The 16,557-nt window shown below is 75.9% G+C and carries 16 protein-coding genes and 1 tRNA gene; 2 read left to right on the forward strand and 15 right to left on the reverse strand.

Annotated elements, in window-relative coordinates:
* Positions 1-23: 23 nt before the first annotated feature.
* Positions 24-97, forward strand: a tRNA-Lys gene (locus ACSUPT_RS10070).
* Between the two features lie 106 nt (positions 98-203).
* Here the strand turns inward: ACSUPT_RS10070 and ACSUPT_RS10075 are convergent.
* The 12 genes from ACSUPT_RS10075 to ACSUPT_RS10130 form a co-directional block, all read right to left on the reverse strand.
* Positions 204-977 (reverse strand): hypothetical protein, encoded by a 774-nt coding sequence (locus tag ACSUPT_RS10075; RefSeq protein ID WP_436944083.1) that lies wholly within the window; start codon positions 975-977, stop codon positions 204-206.
* Positions 978-1,104: 127 nt separating this feature from the next.
* Complete coding sequence (locus ACSUPT_RS10080; RefSeq protein WP_351965907.1) at positions 1,105-1,884, reverse strand: HAD-IIA family hydrolase; 780 nt, start codon at positions 1,882-1,884, stop codon at positions 1,105-1,107.
* 80 nt (positions 1,885-1,964) lie between these two features.
* Positions 1,965-3,518 (reverse strand): alkaline phosphatase family protein, encoded by a 1,554-nt coding sequence (locus tag ACSUPT_RS10085; RefSeq protein ID WP_436944084.1) that lies wholly within the window; start codon positions 3,516-3,518, stop codon positions 1,965-1,967.
* A 244-nt stretch (positions 3,519-3,762) separates the two neighbouring features.
* Positions 3,763-4,824 carry a 2-aminoethylphosphonate ABC transporter substrate-binding protein gene (locus ACSUPT_RS10090; protein ID WP_436944085.1) on the reverse strand — a complete coding sequence of 354 codons (1,062 nt, stop codon included), beginning with the start codon at positions 4,822-4,824 and terminating at the stop codon, positions 3,763-3,765.
* Positions 4,825-4,965: 141 nt separating this feature from the next.
* Positions 4,966-5,763, reverse strand: coding sequence for an ABC transporter permease (locus tag ACSUPT_RS10095; RefSeq protein ID WP_436944086.1), 798 nt, complete (start codon positions 5,761-5,763; stop codon positions 4,966-4,968).
* The gene (locus ACSUPT_RS10100) at positions 5,744-6,613 is read right to left on the reverse strand and encodes a 2-aminoethylphosphonate ABC transporter permease subunit (protein ID WP_436944087.1); all 870 of its coding nucleotides are present in this window, start codon (positions 6,611-6,613) and stop codon (positions 5,744-5,746) included. The genes ACSUPT_RS10095 and ACSUPT_RS10100 overlap by 20 nt, the downstream gene beginning before the upstream one ends.
* Entirely contained in the window at positions 6,603-7,808 is a 1,206-nt protein-coding gene (locus tag ACSUPT_RS10105; RefSeq protein ID WP_436944088.1) for an ABC transporter ATP-binding protein, read from the reverse strand. The genes ACSUPT_RS10100 and ACSUPT_RS10105 overlap by 11 nt, the downstream gene beginning before the upstream one ends.
* Positions 7,805-8,503, reverse strand: a complete 699-nt coding sequence (locus ACSUPT_RS10110; protein WP_351965913.1) for a phosphonatase-like hydrolase — start codon at positions 8,501-8,503, stop codon at positions 7,805-7,807. Before ACSUPT_RS10110 ends, ACSUPT_RS10105 begins: the two co-directional genes overlap by 4 nt.
* A gap of 8 nt (positions 8,504-8,511) precedes the next feature.
* Positions 8,512-9,642 (reverse strand): TIGR03364 family FAD-dependent oxidoreductase, encoded by a 1,131-nt coding sequence (locus ACSUPT_RS10115; protein ID WP_361655241.1) that lies wholly within the window; start codon positions 9,640-9,642, stop codon positions 8,512-8,514.
* A 234-nt stretch (positions 9,643-9,876) separates the two neighbouring features.
* On the reverse strand, positions 9,877-10,632 hold the full coding sequence (locus ACSUPT_RS10120) for a GntR family transcriptional regulator (RefSeq protein WP_351965915.1): 756 nt from the start codon (positions 10,630-10,632) through the stop codon (positions 9,877-9,879).
* 118 nt (positions 10,633-10,750) lie between these two features.
* On the reverse strand, positions 10,751-11,623 hold the full coding sequence (locus ACSUPT_RS10125) for a hypothetical protein (protein WP_436944089.1): 873 nt from the start codon (positions 11,621-11,623) through the stop codon (positions 10,751-10,753).
* 157 nt (positions 11,624-11,780) lie between these two features.
* Positions 11,781-12,953, reverse strand: a complete 1,173-nt coding sequence (locus ACSUPT_RS10130; RefSeq protein WP_436944090.1) for an ROK family transcriptional regulator — start codon at positions 12,951-12,953, stop codon at positions 11,781-11,783.
* Positions 12,954-13,003: 50 nt separating this feature from the next.
* Here ACSUPT_RS10130 and ACSUPT_RS10135 point away from each other — a divergent pair, with 50 nt between their 5' ends.
* Positions 13,004-14,095 (forward strand): Gfo/Idh/MocA family protein, encoded by a 1,092-nt coding sequence (locus tag ACSUPT_RS10135; protein WP_351965918.1) that lies wholly within the window; start codon positions 13,004-13,006, stop codon positions 14,093-14,095.
* Positions 14,096-14,228: 133 nt separating this feature from the next.
* On the opposite strand, the gene ACSUPT_RS10140 is transcribed toward ACSUPT_RS10135, so the two are convergent.
* The 3 genes from ACSUPT_RS10140 to ACSUPT_RS10150 form a co-directional block, all read right to left on the reverse strand.
* Positions 14,229-15,086: a fumarylacetoacetate hydrolase family protein gene (locus ACSUPT_RS10140; protein ID WP_351965919.1), complete on the reverse strand. Its 858-nt coding sequence runs from the start codon at positions 15,084-15,086 to the stop codon at positions 14,229-14,231.
* 103 nt (positions 15,087-15,189) lie between these two features.
* The gene (locus tag ACSUPT_RS10145) at positions 15,190-15,885 is read right to left on the reverse strand and encodes a YidC/Oxa1 family membrane protein insertase (RefSeq protein ID WP_436944091.1); all 696 of its coding nucleotides are present in this window, start codon (positions 15,883-15,885) and stop codon (positions 15,190-15,192) included.
* Positions 15,886-16,168: 283 nt separating this feature from the next.
* The gene (locus ACSUPT_RS10150; RefSeq protein WP_351965921.1) at positions 16,169-16,456 is read right to left on the reverse strand and encodes a DUF6412 domain-containing protein; all 288 of its coding nucleotides are present in this window, start codon (positions 16,454-16,456) and stop codon (positions 16,169-16,171) included.
* Positions 16,457-16,557: the final 101 nt, after the last annotated feature.

Genomic DNA, 16,557 nt, shown 5'->3' on the forward strand with positions numbered 1-16,557 from the left:
GGTAGAGTTATGCAGGTCAGCAGGCGCCGCTAGCTCAGTTGGTTAGAGCAGCTGACTCTTAATCAGCGGGTCCGGGGTTCGAGTCCCTGGCGGCGCACAGACGGAGGAAGCCCCTCGCGCAAGCGGGGGGCTTCTTCGTGTGCTCGGGGGCGTTCGGGGCCGCGGGGCGTGGTGGCGCCGCGGGGCGTGGTGGCGCCACCGTGTCAGTCGGCGTCCGGGCCGCGGCGGCGGCGCGTGGTGCGCACCGCGACGGCGACGGCGGCGACCGCCGCGAGGACCAGCCCGATGACGGCGTGGCGGGTGCCAGGACCCTGTCCTGCGGTGCCGGGCGCTTCGGCGAGGGGCCCGGCGACACTGGGGGCGTTGGCCACCGGCCCGGCGACACGCGGCGCGGCGGCAGCGGCGCCCGTACCCGCGCCGGCATGCGTACCCGCACCCGTATGCGTACTCCTCGCACCCGTACCCGTACCGGCGGCGCGCGGCACGTCGGCGCCCGCGGCCGTCCCCGTACCCGTAACCGCACGCGGGCCGGTGGCGTGCACAGCGGCGCCCCCTCCGCCCGCGCGGTCGGGGGCGTGGGGGCCGGGCGGCGGTGCCGGGTCGACGCGGAGGCGGCCCGCGTCGCGGTGGGTGCGGTCGCCGCAGACGACGGTCAGCGGGTACGAGCCCGGCGCCGTGCCGGAGCGCACGGTCGTGTCGCCGCGCAAGGTGCCGTGCACCCCTCCGGTACGGCCGGACAGCTCCACGTCGGCGACGAACACCGGGGAGCGGACCGTCCCGCCGGGCCCGGCGCAGCCCTCGACGCGGACGTCCACCTCACCGCCCGGCGCGGCGGTCCCCGGCGTGGCCGTCGCCGTGACCCGCCCTCGCACCGGATCACCGGAAGGCCCGCCACCGGGGTCGCCCGCCAGGGCGGGGGCGGCGGCCGGGGCGAGGACGAGGGCGGCGGCCGCCGTCGCGGCACGGAGAGCAACCACACCTGGACGCATCGTGAACCTCCTCGTAGGAAGATTCACCCGGATCGCCGCCCACCGCATCCGCAGCGGCCACCCGAAAGGCCCCCCTACCGGCGGTAAGGGGGCCGTGACCTCGTCTCCCGTCCGGTCAGACCCGGTCGACCAGATCGGCGATGGAGTCCACCACCGACGACGGCCGGAAGGGGTAGCGGTCGACGTCCGCCGGGGTGGTGAGCCCGGTGAGCACGAGGAAGGTCTCCATGCCCGCCTCCAGACCGGCCAGGACGTCGGTGTCCATCCGGTCGCCGATCATGGCGCTGGTCTCGGAGTGGGCGCCGATGGCGTTGAGCCCGGTGCGCATCATCAGCGGGTTCGGCTTGCCCGCGAAGTACGGCTCGCGGCCGGTCGCCTTGGTGATCAGCGCGGCGACGGACCCGGTCGCGGGCAGCGGGCCCTCGGCGGACGGGCCGGTCTCGTCGGGGTTGGTGCAGATGAACCGTGCGCCGCCGTTGATGAGCCGGATCGCCTTGGTCAGCGCCTCGAAGCTGTAGGTGCGGGTCTCGCCGAGGACCACGTAGTCCGGGTCGTGGTCGGTGAGGACGTACCCGATGTCGTGCAGCGCCGTCGTCAGACCCGCCTCACCGATGACGTACGCCGTCCCGCCGGGCCGCTGGTCGTCGAGGAACTGCGCCGTGGCCAGCGCGGACGTCCAGATGTTCTCGACCGGCACGTCCAGCCCCATCCGGTACAGCCGGGCGTGCAGGTCGCGGGCCGTGTAGATGGAGTTGTTGGTCAGGACGAGGAACGGCCGCTCGTGGTCCCGCAGCTTCCGGATGAAAGCGTCGGCGCCGGGGATCGGCACGCCCTCGTGGATGAGGACGCCGTCCATGTCGGTCAGCCAGGATTCGATCGGCTTGCGCTCTGCCATGGGGCGGGACTCCTGCCGTACAGATACCGCTTGCGTGCTGGGGGCGCCGCGACAGCGCTGTGGCGACGCCCCCAGGGTAATCACGTTGTCCGGATCTTGACCCCGTCCACCACCCAGTACCAGTTGTTGGAGCCGGTGTAGTGGAAGCGGAAGTGGACCGTCGTCGCGCCCGGCGGGACGTTCACCGTCAGGGACTGCGGCTGGGCGACCACGTCGGAGGTGTAGGAGCGGACGACCGTCGGGGTGCCGCCGTTGAAGGAGGCGAGGACCTGGGCGGTCTGGCCGGTCTCCTGGCGGTAGTGGGTGGTGAAGTCGAGCGTCACGCGGGACGCCCCGGCCACCGCGTACGCGGGCGTCACCAGCGTCGACTCGAAGCGGCCCGAGTTCGTCTTGTCGTCCCACTCGTCGGAGTCCGCGACGGCGAACACCCCGCGGGCGCGGACGTTCAGCTCGCGCCACTGGTCGCGCTGGGTGCGGGACCAGAAGTCGTCCGTGGAGAACGACCAGCCGCGCCACTCGGTGACACCGCCCGTGCCCATCGCGTTGTCGACGACCGACCAGCCGCTCGGCGGTGTGTGGGTGAAGCCGAGGACGCCCGCGGCGATGCCCGTCTCGTCCACACGGCCGGACAGCGTGCCGTACAGGGAGTCGAACGGGTCCGTCGACCGCTCCTGGATCGGCTTGCCGTCCAGGCCCCACGCCGGGTCCGGGACGACGCCCAGCTGGTGGAAGACCGTCGCCGCCACGTCGACCAGCCGCGTGTCGTGCGGGCGCGCCCCCGCGGCGATGCCCGGGCCCGTGGCCAGGACGAACGTGGAACGCTCCGCGATGGAGCTGCCGCCGTGGCCGCCCGCGTCCACATGGCCGTGGTCGGTGCACACGATGACCGTCCACCGCTCCGACGCGCGGGTCGGCCTCGCCTCGATCGCGGCGAGCATCCGGCCCAGCTGCGCGTCCTGCACGGCGAGCGCGTCCAGGTAGCGCTGGCCGGTTCCGTACGAGTGGGCCACGACATCGGTGTTGCCCAGGTACACGAACAGCACGTCCGGGTTCTGGTCGCGCAGGACGGCGACGGACGTGGCCGTGATGGTCTCGTCGTGGCCGGCGTACCCGTCGCGGTCGCCGTCCAGGACCAGCTTCGCGTCGGCGCCCGCGGTGACCGTGCCGTACGTGTCGAGCGGCTTCCAGTCGACGGCGGCGAACAGCGAGAGCTCGGGGCGCACCTGGTGCAGGCGCGCCAGGAAGCCCGGGTAGCGGGCGTAGTCCCGGCCCGTGAAGGTGTTGTCGCGCACCCCGTGCTTGTCGGGCCACACGCCGGTCGTGATGGTCGACCAGCCGGGCCCGGACGAGGTGGCGGCCATGGGGTTGGCGTACAGCAGCGACGTACCGAACGTGCCGGCCGCGCGCATCGCCTTCAGGTGCGGGGCGTTCGCCGCGTCGATGCGGTCGTGGCGCAGACCGTCCATGCCGACGACCAGCACCTTGTCCTGGCTGGTGCCGGGCGGCAGCGCGGGCACGGCCGCGGCGGCCGCGTGGGCGGTGCCGGTGGCGGCGGCGGTTCCGGCGGCGGCGAGCGCCGCGGTGGTCGCGGTGGCGGCGAGCACGGTACGGCGGGGTATGCCGGCAGTCGGCATGGCGGGACCTCCGTGGTGTCCGGACGGGCGGGGTGGGTGGGTGGGTGGACGGGTCAGTGGGTGGGTGGACGGCTTGCGCCGCCGATGGGGCGGGGTGGGGAGGGGTGGTGCCGTGTGCGGGTGGTGCGGGTGGTGCGGGTGGTGCTCGCGGCGCGTCGGCGTGAGGGGCGCGGGGTGCGCGGGTCATCGTGGCGCCCGCCCGCGACGGGCGCCAGGGGCCGTACGGTGAAGAACTGACGGACTCTCAGCTTCCGGTGGCCGTCTTCCACGCCTCGATGTACGAGGTGAGGTTCTTCTCGATGTCGGCCCACTCCGGTTCGAAGACCTCCACGTCCCGCATCAGCCGGTCGAGCGCGATGGCGTTGGCGTCGGTGGGCTTGACGTCCGTACGGGCCGGGAAGCCACCGCCGACGGAGCTGGCCTGCCGCTGCGCCTCCTCGCTGAGGAGGTGGTCGAGCAGCTTCCTGGCGTTCTCCGGGTGCGGGGCGTCCTCGACGAGCCCCGCGGCGTACGGGAGGGCGAACGTGGTGGGCCTGCCGCCCTCGCGGGCCGGGAACCAGATGCCCAGGTTCGGCATGGAGCGGGACTGGGCGAAGTTCATCTGCACGTCCCCGTTGGCGACGAGCAGTTCGCCCTTGTCGACCTTCGGGGCGAGCTTCGACGTGGACGACGACGGGCCGACGTTGTTCGCCTGGAGCTTCCGCAGGTACTCCATCGCCGGCGCCTGGCCGCCGAAGTCGTGCATCGCCTTGATGACGACGGCGGTCCCGTCGCCCGCGACGCCGGGCGTCGAGTACTGCAGGCGGTCCTTGTACTTTGGGTCGAGCAGCTCCTCCCAGGTGGTGGGCGGGGTCTTCAGCTCCTTCTTGTTGTGGACGAACCCGAAGTAGTTGTTCACGACGGCGGTCCAGGTGCCGGTGCGGGACTTGCCCGCCGCGTGGACGTGGGCGGCGCCCTTCGGCGTGTACGGCTGGAGGAGGCCCTTGGCGTCGGCCTGCTGGATGAACGGCGGGAGCGTGACCAGGACGTCGGCCTGGGTGTTGCCGCGCTCGCGCAGGGCGCGCTGCACCATCTCGCCCGAGCCGCCCTCGACGTACTCGACCTTGATGCCGGTCTTCTTCGTGAAGTCCGCGAAGACCCGGTCGTACCAGCCGTCGCCCTTCTCGCCCTTGAGGCCGTCGGCGCTGTAGACGGTGACGACGTTCTCGTCGGACGCGGCGGAGGCGGAGCAGCCGGTGAGCGCGGCGAGGAGGGCGGTGGCGGTGGCGGCGGCCGCTGCGGCCTTCCGGACGGTGGGTGCGGGCATGACGGTCTCTCCTGGTGATCGGTGGTGCGGTGCGCGGCCGGGCCACGGCCGGGTGCGGGTCCCCGGGGGGCGTGCGGTGCGCGGCCGGGGCGCGGGGGCGGTGGTGTGCCGGGAGGGGCGGGGAGGGGCGGTGGCGCGGGGTCAGCGGTAGGTGGCGCGGGTGCGCAGGCGGGAGAGGGCGGCGAGGACCAGCAGCGTGGCCGCCATGAGGACCACGGCGAGGGCCGAGCCGGTGAAGAGGGAGCCGCGGTCGGTGGCCGTGAAGACCAGCACGGGCAGCGGCAGCCAGTCCGGCGGATAGAGCATCATCGTGGCGCTCAGCTCGCCCATGGACAGGGCGAAGCACAGCCCGGCCGCGGCGTTCAGCGACGGCAGCAGCAGCGGCAGCCGGACCCGCCACAGCACGTGCGCGGGGCTCGCGCCGAGCGACGACGCCGCCTCCTCGTACGCGGGGTCCACACGGGTCAGCGCGGCCGACACGGACTGGTGGGCGAACGCCGTGACGAGCACGGTGTGGGCGACCAGCACGATCCACGGCGTGCCGTTGAGGAACAGCGGAGGCCGGGAGAACGCGACCAGCACGGCCAGGCCCACGACGACCGAGGGCACGGCGACGGGCAGCATGAACAGCGCGTCCACCACCCGGCGTACGCGGGGGCGCAGGTGCGCGGAGGCGAGCGCCGCCCAGGTGCCGAGGACCAGCGCGAGGACGCTCGCCGCGGCGGCGGTGGCCAGGCTGGTGGTGAGCGCCCGCAGGGACTCGCCGCGCACGGCGGAGGCGTAGTGCGCGGTGGTCGGGCCCGACGGCAGGGCGCCGGACCAGTTCGTCGCGAACGACGCGGCGGCGACCACCAGCAGCGGCAGCGCGAACAGCGGCAGGAAGAGGACGGCGAACAGGGCCCACGCGGCCCAGCGGCCCCTAGCGGTGTGCACCAGCACGGCGGCTCACCACCCGGTACAGGGAGTAGAGGCCCACGGACAGGGCGACGTTGACGACGGCGACGACGCAGGCGGCGGTGTAGTCGGACTCCAGGATCGCCTTGCCGTAGATCAGGGTCGGCAGGGTCGTGACGCCCTTGGCGCCGGTGAACAGGACGATCCCGAACTCGTTGAGCGACAGCACCAGGACCAGTCCGCCGCCGGCCGCGAGCGCGGGCAGCGCCTCCGGCAGGATCACCCGCCGCACGATCCGCGCGGGCCGCGCGCCCAGCGAGGACGCGGCCTCCAGCTGCGCGGTGTCCAGCTGCGCGAACGCCGCCAGCAGGGGGCGCATCACGAACGGCGTGAAGTACGTGATCTCCGCGAGGAGGACGCCCCACGGGGTGGTCAGGAACCGGAACGGGCCCGTCGGGTCGCCCGTCGCGTCGGTCCACAGGCCGTTGGCGATGCCCACCGTCCCGTACAGGAAGAGCAGGGCGAGGGTGACGAGGAAGGAGGGGAAGGAGAGGAACACGTCCACGAACCGGGCGACCGCGCGCGAGCCGGGGAACGGCACGAACGCGAGGATCAGCGCGAGGACGAACCCGAGGACGAGGCATCCGGCGGTCGCGCCGAGCGCCAGCAGCACCGTCGTGGCGAGCGCGTCGCGGAACGCCTCGGAGGCGAGGACGGAGGCGTACGCGCCGGGGGCGAGGGACTCCCGTACGACGAGGGCCAGCGGGTACAGGAACAGCACGCCGAGCACGGCGAGGGGCGGGACGGCCCAGACGGCGCGCGGCAGCCGCGCAAAGGCCCGCGGGAGCGCGGCCGGCTCCGGGAGGGCGGCGGTGGCGGTGGCGTCAGCGGGCATGGGCGCTCACCTCGGCCGAGGGCTCCGCCACGGATGCGGCGCCGGACTGCTTCCGGGGCCGCCCGGCCTCGGGCGCGGGTGCGGCCTGCGGCTCCGCCGGGCGCGCGGCGGCGGGTTCCGCCGAGGACTGCGCCACCGCCTCCGGGGCCACATCCGCCGGGATGAGCGCCGCGTCCTCCGGCGCGAAGTGCACGGTGACCTCCGCGCCCGCGCCCGGCGCGTCGCGCAGCTCCCGTACGTCGGCCTTCAGCCGCAGGCCGTCCGGCAGTTCGAGGTGCACACGGTGGGTGGCGCCGCGCCACTGGACCTCCGTGACGCGGCCCGTCAGCGCGTTGGGGCCGTCCCCGAGGCCGACCAGGTGGGGGCGTACGCACAGCGTCGCGGCGGCGCCCGGCGCGGCGCCCTCCACCGGCACCGCCAGCTCCCGGCCCGCGAACGTCACGCCCGTGCCGTCGGCGGTCACGGTGACCGGCAGCAGGTTCGCGTCGCCGACGAACGACGCCGTGAACTCCGTACGGGGGCGCCGGTACAGCTCGCGCGGCGTGCCGCAGTCCCGCAGGCGGGCCCGGTCCATGACGGCGACCCGGTCGGCCAGGGTGAGCGCCTCCACCTGGTCGTGGGTGACGTACAGCATCGACACGTCGGGCAGCTCGCGGTGCAACCGGGCCAGTTCGGCGAGCATCCCGGAGCGCAGGCGGGCGTCCAGCGCGGACAGCGGCTCGTCGAGCAGCAGCACGCCGGGGCGGATGGCGAGCGCGCGGGCGATGGCGACGCGCTGCTGCTGGCCGCCGGACAGCTCGCGCGGGTAGCGGCGGGCGTACGCGCTCATGCCGGTCATGTCGAGGGCGCCGGCGACCCGGCCCGCGATCTCGCGGCGGGGCGCCTTCCGCGCCTTCAGTCCGAAGGCGACGTTGTCCTCGACCCTCATGTGCGGGAACAGCGCGTAGCTCTGCACGACCATGCCGATGCCGCGCTGGTGGGGCGGCAGCTCCGTGACGTCGCGCCCGCCGATGAGGACCCGCCCGGAGGCGGGCCTGACGAACCCGGCGAGGGCGCGCAGCGCGGTGGTCTTGCCGGAGCCCGACGGGCCGAGCAGCGCCATCACCTCGCCCGGCTCGACGGTCAGGTCGAGCGAGTCCAGGACGGTCGTGCCGCCGTACGCGACGGAGACCCGGTCGAAGCGGATGCCGCTCACCGGTGCTCCCCCGCCGCCCGCCGCTCGACGTCCGCCAGGAGCGCGGGCAGGTGGGCGACGGACTCCAGGACGTGCGTGGCGCCGCCGCCGGTGAGCCGGTCGCGGTCGTGGGCGCCGGTGAGGACGCCCGCGACGACCCCGGCGCCCGCGCGGACGCCGCTGAGCATGTCGTACGCGGTGTCACCGGCGACCGCGACCCGGCGGACGTCGTCGGTGGCACCGGTGCGCAGCAGCGCGGTGAGGACGAGGTCGGGGTGGGGGCGCCCGCGGCCGCCCGCGTCGGCGGGGCAGAGCGCGAGGTCGGCGAGGTCCCGCCAGCCGAGCGCGTCGAGCAGGGCGTCCTGGGTGACGCGGGCGAAGCCGGTGGTGAGGACGACGGTGCGGCCGGCCTCGCGCAGGGCGCGGACGGCGTCGGCGGCGCCCGGCACGGGGGTGACGGCCCCGGCGGCGACCCGTTCGGCGTACGCCTCCTCGAAGGCGGTGTTCGCGCGGCGGGCCCGGTCCTCGTCGCCGCCGAAGAGGTGCCGGAAGACGGAGATCTTGGACTCGCCCATGGTGGCGCGGACGTGGTCGAGCATCGGCGCCGGGTCCTCGCCGAGGCGGCGCGCGGCGGCGGTGAAGGCGTCCTCGACCAGGCCGCCGTCGGCGACGGTGGTGCCGGCCATGTCCAGGACGACGAGGTTCAGCTGCGGCATCGGGTTCCTCACCAGTTCAGTTCGTCGGCGGTGGTCTCCGCGATGGCGGGCGCGCAGGTCATGCCGCGCCCGCCGGGCCCGGTGACCAGCCAGACGCCGTCGCGGACCTGCTGGCGGTGGACGACGCGGGTGGTGTCGACGCACTGCGCGTACACCCCCGCCCAGCGGCGGCGGACCGGCGGCAGGGGCCGGCCGAGGAGGCCCTGAACGACGCGCGCCAGATGCTCGTACGGCTCCTCGGCGGTGTCGAACGCGAAGGGGTGCTCGTACTCGTGGGTGTCGCCGACGGTCAGCCCGCCGTCGAGGCGCTGCACCATCAGCAGCTGCATGCGGTGGGCGGCGGCGACGGGTTCCTGCGGCTGGCCGGCGTCGAGGGCGGCGGAGTCGTAGGCGGGGTAGTAGCGGAAGCTGTCGGCGTCGGCGACGGAGGTGGTGAGCGGCTCGCCGAGCGGCGCGGTCTGCATCATCTGGAGGCGCACGCGGCGTACGGGGATGTCGCCCGCGACCTCGCGGACGAGCCCGCCGAGCCAGGCGCCGGTGCACAGGACGACGGCGTCGCCGCCGTGGGTGTCGCCGTGGTCGTCGCGGACGGCGTGTCCGCCCACCACCTCGCGCACTTCCCTGCCGGGCAGGAAGGTGTACCGGCCGGTGGCCAGCAGCGCCTGCCGCAGCGCGAGTTGGGCGGTGCGGGGTTCGACGGCGGCGTCCCGCTCGCACCACAGGGCGGCGGTGAAGTCGCCGCGCAGCGCCGGGTTGATCGCGCGCGCCTCTTCCGCGCCGAGCAGCTTGAAGCCCCGGGCGGCGGCGTCGGGCCGGGCGGCGGCGGCCTCGGCGGTGGCGAGTTCCAGGTCGGTGCGTACGGGGGTGAGGGAGCCGTTCGGGCGGAACCCGAGGCCCGGCACGCGGGCGCCGACGCGCTCCCACAGCTCACGGGCGCGCAGGGCGGTGTCCAGCTCCTCGCCGGCCGCGCGGCCGCTCACCCAGATCTGGCCGAAGTTGCGGAGGGAGGCGCCGCGCGCCTCGCTCTCGCGCTCGATGTGGACGACGTCGTGGCCCCGCTCGACGGCGTGCCAGGCGTGCATGGTGCCCAGCACGCCCGCGCCGACGACGACGACCTTCTTGGTTGCCTTCGCTGTCACGCCCGAAACGGTCGTGCCGACGGGTGACCTCGCCGGGTCGGCGGGGCGTCGGACCGGTGAACGAGCCGCCAAACTTGGCCTAGACCCGTTACCTTTCCGTGACTTGAGGGTGGGTCATATGGCGTGGCGTTTCCGGCTTTCGGGGGACTCCGGACGCCTCAGGGCCCCCGGATTCCGGGCCTCCGGGGCTCCCGGATTCAGGCGTGCGGGAGGCGGGCCGCGCGGCCCCCGGCCTCATCCCAGGCGGGTGGTGAAGCTGAACCGGTCGCCCCGGTAGAGGCTGCGGACGCGCTCCAGGGGGCGGCCCCCGGTGTCGCGGGACAGCCGGTGCAGCAGCAGCATGGGCAGCGCGGGCGGGGTGCCGATGAGCAGCGCCTCGCGCGGGGTGGCGAGGACGGTCTCGATCCGCTCGTCCGCGTCCCCGAAGACCGTCCCGAGGCGGTCCCGCAGGTACGCGTAGAACGACGAGTCCGGGTCGAACTCGTCCCGCAGCCGGGGCGCCCGGGCGACCGCCACGTACGTGCTCTCCAGGCCGACCCGCTCGTCGTCGGCGAGCAGGACGCGCTCCATGTGCCAGACGGCGTCCCCCTCGGCGAGCCCCAGGTCCGCGGCGAGCGGCGCGGGCGCGGCGAACCGCTCCAGCGTCACCAGCCGCCGCCCGGGCCTGCGCCCCTGCCGCCGTACGCCCTCGGTGTAGCTGGCCAGGGCGAGCGGCTGCTCCAGCTTGGGACCGGCGACGACCGTCCCGCGCCCCTGCCGCCGCAGCCGCCCCTCCAGCAGCAGTTCCCGCAGCGCCTGCCGCACGGTCTCCCGCGACACCTCGTACCGCACGGCGAGGTCCCGCTCGGCCGGCAGCGCGCCGCCCTCCCCCAGTTCCTCGACGAGCCGCGCGACGTGCGCCTTGACCGCGTAGTACTTCGGCACCCGCCCGTGCTCGGGCACTCCGTCCCGCACGGGCGCGCCGGGTGCCGGATAACTCGGATGATCCACGGCGGGGATGCTGCCAGACGCAGATGAACACCAGACGGCGAGGTGCTCGGGGCGCGGGCCGCCGGGTCGGCGGCTGCGGGCCGCGGGACCCCGGGTCACGGGCCGCGGGGCCCGCGGGTCATGGGCGGCGGCGGGTCAGGGTGACGGCGGCGGCGCCGACGGCCAGGCAGGCGGCGGCCGCGGCCGCGAGGGGGACGAGGTGCGGGGCGCGGCGGCGGCCCGTGCCGGCCAGTTCCTCCGGCGCGTCGGAGGCCGGCGCCGGGATGGTCGCGGGAGCGGCGGGCCCGGGGGTGCGGGCGGGGCCGGACACGGTGGCGTCCGGGGGCGCGGCGGACCGGACAGGACCGGGTGACGGTTCGTGGCGCGGCGGGTCCGGGCGGGCGGTCTCCTCGGGTCCGGCGGGGGCGGTCACCGTGAACGCGTACGGGGCCGACGTGCCGACCCAGTCGCCGTCGTCGCCCCGGCGCTGCACCACCGCGGCCGTCGCCGTCACCCGGTCGGGGCGGGCGGCCGCCGTGAACGCGAGGCTGACCGGGACGCGGACCGTGCCGTTCGCCGGGACGGTGAACCCGGTGAAGGCCCGGTCGCCGGCGTCGTCCAGGACGCCCACCAGCTCCCGGTGGTCGGTGGGCTCCATCCGCACGGGGCGCACGGCGGCTCCCGGCGCGGTGGCGAACGCGAGGCGCACCGCTTCCGGGGCCAGCGCGCCCGACCGGTCGGCGAGGACGATGACGGGGTGGATGGTGCGGCAGGTCCGCCGCGTCGTGTTGGTCAGCTCCACGTACCAGGTGCGGGGCGCGGCGCCGGCCCGGTACTCGGCGGGGCCGCCGGCGATGCGGGTGCGGATCGGGAAGACCGCCGCTGCCGGGTCGCCGCAGGTGGGGGCGACGGCCGTGGGCCCCGGCGCCGCGTGGGCGGTGAGCAGCGGCGGGTACGGGGAGGCGAGGACGGCCAGTGCCGCGGGGGCGGCCAGAGCGGTACGCACGCGCATGGGACTGCCTCCGCTGCTCGCCGGGCGGTCGTCTCCGGAGGGCCTTCCACCCGCGCGGCGCGCCGCCCCGCCCGTACGGCGCGTTCCGCCCGAACGGACCAGGCACCGCCCCCGCCCGGCACGTACGGCCCCGGAGCGCGCCGCCCGGCCGGGCCGTTCAGACGCCGAACACGGGGGCCAGCACCAGTTGCGCCGCGCCCTCCGCCACCAGGTGGGGGCCGCCCGGCGCGGGCGCGGCGGGCACCGGGGGCTCACCGGTCCGCCGGGCGCGCCCGGCCAGCGCGGCGCCCACGCCCCGTACGAACCGCTCCGGCGCCGACGCCACCACCCGGCCGCCCAGCAGGAGCCGGTCGATGTCCAGCAGCCCCGCCAGGTTCGCGGCGCCCACGCCCAGGACGCGGGCCGCGCCGTCGAGGTCGCCGCGCGCGACGGCGGCCAGGCACAGGGCCTCCAGGCAGCCGCGCCCGCCGCATCCGCAGGGCGGCCCGTCGAGCTGCACCGTCTGGTGCCCGAACTCGCCCGCGCCGGTCCGCGCGCCCCGGTACAGCGCGCCGCCGAGGACGAGACCGGCGCCGAGCCCCGTACCGACGTGGACGTACGCGAAGGAACCCGCGCCCGGCTCCCGCAGCGCGAGGGCCAGCGCCGCCGCGTTCGTGTCCTTGTCGAGCACCACGGGCGGACCGTCCGCCCCGCCGGGCAGGGCCCGCCCGAGGGCGTCCCGCAGCGCGTCCCGCAGCGGGAAGCCGTCCCACGCGGGGAAGCCGGTCACCCGGTGTGGCACCCCGGCCACGTGGTCCAGCGGCCCCGGCATGGCCACGCCCACCCCCATGAGCGCTCCGGCCCCTGACGCCTCCGCCCCGGAGGGCCCGTCCCCGGACGCCCCCGTCCCGTCCTCGCGCGGCGCGCCCAGCCCCGCGTCCCCGGCCCCGCGCAGCGCGGCCACCTCCGCCGCCGCGGCCGCCAGCACGTCGCCGGGGCCGGCGCCCAGGTCCAGCGCCGCGGTGCGGGCCGCGACGGTCACGCCCGCCAGGTCCACCAGGACGGCCGTCAGCCGGTCCCGGTCCAGGTGGAGGCCGACCGCGTGCGCGGCGTCCGGGACGAGGCGCAGCAGCGTGCGGGGCTTGCCGCCCGTGGACGGCCCGCGCCCGGCGTCGGCGGCGAGGCCCTCCGCGCGCAGCCGGGCGCTGATCTTGCTGACGGCCTGCGGGGTGAGGCCGGTCCGCTCGGCGAGCTCCAGGCGGCTGACCCCGTCCTCGCCCGCCGCGCGCAGGAGGCCGAGGACGCGGGCGGTGTTGTGGCTGCGGAGGCCGGAGAGGTTCACGTACGGCATTTTCCCGGCCCGGCTTGCGGTAACGCAACAGCGTTGCTTAAGTGGCGTGCATGAGCACTCCTCCGACCACCCCGCCCCCGCTGCGCGTCGGTCTCATCGGCTACGGCCTGGCCGGTTCCGTCTTCCACGCCCCGCTGATCGCCGCGACCGACGGCCTGCTGCTCGACACGGTCGTCACATCGGACGAGGGGCGGCGCGCGCAGGCCCGCGCCGAGTTCCCGGGGGTGCGGTTCGCCGCGTCGCCGGACGAGCTGTGGGCGCGGGCCGGCGAGCTGGACCTGGTCGTCGTGGCGTCCCCCAACAAGACGCACGTCCCGCTCGCGACGGCCGCCCTGGAGGCGGGCCTCCCGGTCGTGGTGGACAAGCCGGTGGCGGGGACGGCGGCCGAGGCGCGGACGCTGGGCGCGCTGGCCGCGGAGAAGGGCCTGCTGTTCTCGGTGTTCCAGAACCGCCGCTGGGACAGCGACTTCCTGACGCTGCGCGCCCTGCTGGAGAGCGGGGAGCTGGGCGGCGTACGGCGGTTCGAGTCCCGCTTCGAGCGGTGGCGGCCGCTGCCGAAGGGCGGCTGGCGCGAGTCGGGCGCCCCGGAGGAGATCGGCGGGCTCCTGTACGACCTGGGCAGCCACCTGGTGGACCAGGCGCTGGTGCTGTTCGGCCCGGCGGTGCGGGTGTACGCGGAGGCGGACGTACGGCGGCCGGGCGCCGAGGCGGACGACGACACGTTCATCGCGGTCACCCACGCGGGCGGGGTCCGCTCCCACCTGTACGTCAGCGCGACGGCGCCCCAGCTGGGCCCGCGCTTCCGGGTGCTGGGCGAGCGGGCCGGTTTCGTCACGTACGGCCTCGACCCGCAGGAGGCGGCGCTGCGCGCGGGCGAGCGGCCGGTCCCCGGGGAGCCGTGGGGCGTGGAGCCCGAGGAGCTGTGGGGGCGGATCGGGGCGGGCGAGTCGCCGGTGACGGGCGGCGGGCGGCCGGTGCCGTCCCTGCCGGGTGACTACCCGGCGTACTACGCGGCGGTGGCGGCCGCCCTGCGCGACGGCACGCCCCCGCCGGTCACCGCCGAGCAGGCCGCGGCGGCCCTGGACGTCCTGGAGGCGGCCCGCCGCTCGGCCCGCGAGGGCGTGGCGGTGGACCTGGCGTAAGGGGCGGGGCGGCCCGGCGGTGAGCGGCCGGGCGGCGGCGGGCGGCGTTCGGCGTACCGCCTGCCGCCGCCCTCCTCCCCCCTCATCGCGCCCTACGCCCGCGCGTCCTGCCCGCCCTGTGCGCCCTCCCGGCCTATGCGTCCTTCAGCTCCTGCCGCTGGCGTCCCAGGCCGTCGATCTCCAGTTCCACCACGTCTCCGGCGCGCAGGTAGGGCTTCGGGTCCGGGTGGCCCATGGCGACGCCGGCGGGCGTGCCGGTGTTGACGACGTCACCGGGATGGAGCGTCATGAAGTGGCTGAGGTAGCGGACGACCTCCCCGACCGGGAAGATTTGGTCGGCCGTGCTGCCGTCCTGCCGCAGCTCCCCGTTCACCCACAGGCGCAGCCGCAGGTCCTGCGGGTCGGGCACCTCGTCGGCGGTGACGAGCCAGGGGCCGAGGGGGTTGAACGTCTCGCAGTTCTTGCCCTTGTCCCAGGTGCCGCCGCGCTCGATCTGGAACTCCCGCTCCGACACGTCGTGCGCCACCGCGTACCCGGCGACATGCGCGAGGGCGTCCTCCGCCGACTCCAGGTAGCGGGCGGTGCGGCCGATGACGACGGCCAGTTCGACCTCCCAGTCCGTCTTGCGGCTGCCGCGCGGCACGAGGACCGTGTCGTCCGGCCCGACGACGGTGTCGGGGGCCTTCAGGAAGACGACGGGCTCGGCGGGCGGTTCGGCTCCGGCCTCCCGCGCGTGGTCGTGGTAGTTCAGCCCGATGCACACGACCTTGCCGATCCTGGCGACGGGCGGGCCTATCCGCAGGCCCGCGCCGTCCAGCGGCGGAAGGACGCCCGCACCGGCCGCCGCCCGCAGGCGGTCCAGCGCGGCCCCGTCGGAGAGCAGGGCCGCGTCGACGTCCGTGACGAGGGCGGAAAGGTCGCGGAGGGTGCCGTGCTGGTCGAGCAGGGCGGGCCGCTCGGCGCCCGCCGGTCCGACGCGCAACAGCTTCATGGTCTCTCTCCCTGGTGGTCGAGGTGAGCCCCGGCCGATGGGGTGCGGCCATCGTCGGATTGGTCGATCCTCCAAGAGCGGAGGTCACCCGGCAAGCCCGTGTTCACGTACTGGACCGCCGCCCGGTCGTGCCCGCCTCGTCCCGTCCGCGCTCGGGCCGGTGCAGTACGGCGCGCTCGGCGGCGCTCCACGTGGTGCTGGTCACCACGTACAGCGCGGCCGCCAGCGGCACGACGGCGACGGTCACGAGCGTCGCGAACGACATGAACGGCATCACCCGGAACAGCGCGCCCAGGCCGGGCGCCGCCGGCTCGGTCCCCAGGGCGCCCATCTGGGCCCGGGTGCTGCGGTAGGTGTACGTGGCGACGGCGGCGACGAGCGCGAACAGCGCCGCGTACACGAGCCCGGCCGGCCCCAGCGGGCCGCCCTGCGCGAGGGCGTCGGCCCACCGGCCGCCCAGCAGGGCGCCCAGCAGGGCGTGACCGGACAGCTCGTCGCGGGTGAACAGGTGGTACAGCAGGAAGAAGACCGGGACCTGGAGCAGGCCGGGCAGGCACCCGGCGAGCGGGGACACCTGCTCGCGGGCGTGCAGTTCGAGCACGGCCCGCTGGAGGCGGTCCGGGTCCCTGGCGTACTTCTTCCGCAACGCGGCGACCTGCGGGGCGAGCCGGGCGCGGGCCCGCTGGCCGCGTGCGGCGGCGACGGCGAGCGGCAGGAGCGCGGTACGGACGAGGACGGTGAGCAGGACGATCGCGGCGGGAGCCGGGACGATCCCGGAGAGCCACGTGAAGAAGGCCACGCATGCGGACAAGGAAGACCCCTGAGTCGTCGTGCCGTCGGCGGTGCGACGGCAGGGCCGGAGCGAGGAACACACGGCGTGGCGGCGATGCGGGGGGTGCGGGCGCGGGGAGAGACCTCACCCCGCGAGCCTGATCAGCCCATCGTCGGACGACCCGGAGCCGTCAGAGGACCGGGACCGTCACAGGCCCCGGAGCCGTCGAAGGACCGGGACCGTCGGACGACCGGGACTGTCGGACGACCGGGAGCCGTCGCAGCCGGGGCCGTCGGACGACCCGGAGCCGTCAGAGGACCGCGACCGCCGCCGAGGGGCGCGGGCCGGGCGCCCTGGGGCGGCGGCGGCCCGACGCGTCGGGGTCGCGTTGCGGCAGGAAGGCGGTGCGCAGATCCCGGTCGCGCAGGGCGGTGCGCACCCGCGTGGGCGGCACGGCCGGGACGGCGCGGGCACTCAGGACGGCGCAGGCGACGAGCGCGGCGGCGGCGAGCGCCACGGCGGAGAGCGACGGGCCGTCCGCGAGGAGCACGACGGCGAGGAGCAGCGGCAGCAGCAGGCGCAGAAACGTCCCGTACACCCGAACCTCCCCCTCCGTACGTCCCCGGTGACTCTTCTCCCCGCCACCGTACAGGAGTTCACCCGATGGGCGCCCGAGTGCCCCCGCGTGCGCGGGATGTC

Source organism: Streptomyces sp. SudanB25_2051 (genome assembly GCF_964272635.1).
GTDB lineage: Bacteria > Actinomycetota > Actinomycetes > Streptomycetales > Streptomycetaceae > Streptomyces.